The 1,567-nt window shown below is 67.6% G+C and carries 1 protein-coding gene; it reads right to left on the reverse strand.

Features of this window, described 5'->3' with window-relative positions; all coding sequences use genetic code 11:
• Positions 1-1,567, reverse strand: a 1,567-nt coding sequence (locus tag AC5RUJ_RS16125; protein WP_494156227.1) for a DNA translocase FtsK, incomplete at both ends; no start/stop codon positions are given.

The raw sequence follows: 1,567 nt of genomic DNA on the forward strand, positions 1-1,567 counted from the left end.
CGCCGGCGGCTCATCGCCACGGATGGCGGCAAGCGTCGCGGCCAGGTCGTCCGGCTTGACCAGCACGTCGCGTGCCTTCGAGCCCTCGGACGGGCCGACCACGCCCCTGGACTCCAGCAGGTCCATCAGGCGGCCGGCCTTGGCGAAGCCCACGCGCAGCTTCCGCTGCAGCATCGACGTCGAGCCGAACTGCGTGGTGACCACGAGTTCGGTCGCCTGCAGCAACACGTCCAGGTCGTCACCGATGTCGTCGTCGATCTGCTTCTTCGGCGCCTCGACGGCGACGTCGTCCCGGTAGACGGCCTGCAGCTGTCCCTTGACGTGTTCCACGACCTTGTGGATTTCCGATTCGGAGACCCAGGCGCCCTGGACGCGGATGGGCTTGTTGGCGCCCATCGGCAGGAACAAGGCGTCGCCCTGGCCGATGAGCTTCTCCGCGCCGGGCTGGTCGAGCACCACGCGGGAGTCGGTCACCGACGAGGTGGCGAACGCCATCCGTGACGGCACGTTGGCCTTGATCAGGCCGGTCACCACGTCCACCGACGGCCGCTGCGTGGCCAGCACCAGGTGGATGCCGGCGGCGCGGGCGAGCTGCGTGATACGGACGATGGAGTCCTCGACGTCCCGCGGGGCGACCATCATCAGGTCGGCGAGCTCGTCCACGATCACCAGCAGATACGGGTAGGGCTTGATCACGCGCTTGGACCCGGCCGGCGGCACAACCTTCCCGTTGCGCACGGCCTTGTTGAAATCATCGATGTGCTTGTAGCCGAAGTTGGCGAGGTCGTCGTAGCGGGTGTCCATCTCCCGAACCACCCACTGCAGCGCCTCGGCCGCCTTCTTCGGATTGGTGATGATCGGCGTGATCAGGTGCGGCACGCCCTCGTACGCGGTCAGTTCCACGCGCTTGGGGTCCACCATGACCATCCGCACCTCGTCCGGCGTCGAGCGCATCAGAATGGAGGTGATCATCGAGTTCACGAACGAAGACTTGCCCGCGCCGGTAGCGCCGGCGACGAGCAGGTGCGGCATCTTGGCCAGGTTGGCCAGCACGAAGCCGCCCTCCACGTCCTTGCCCACGCCCATGACCATTGGGTGCTCGGTCTTGCGGGCGTTGTTGGACCTGAGCACGTCGCCCAGGGAGACCGTTTCGCGGTCGGTATTCGGGATCTCGATGCCGATGGCCGATTTGCCGGGGATCGGCGAGAGGATGCGCACGTCCGAACTGGCCACGGCGTAGGAGATGTTCTTGGACAGCGCGGTGACACGTTCGACCTTGGTGCCCGGCGCCAGCTCGATTTCGTAGCGGGTCACCGTGGGACCGCGGGAGAAGCCGGTGACCTTCGCGTCCACCTTGAACTGGTCCAGCGTCTCGGTCAGCGCCTTGACGACGGCGTCGTTGGCCTCCGAGCGTTCCTTCGAGGGCGGGCCCGGCGGGAGGAAATCCGAGGGCGGCAGGGTGTAGGCGACGTCGCCGGCCAGCTGCAACTGCTCGGTGCGCTGCGGGATCGGGGTGGTCGGCGGCTGCGGCTGGACCGGGGTGGACGGGACGATGGGGGCCGCTGCC

The organism is Arthrobacter sp. Y3223164 (genome assembly GCF_059091005.1).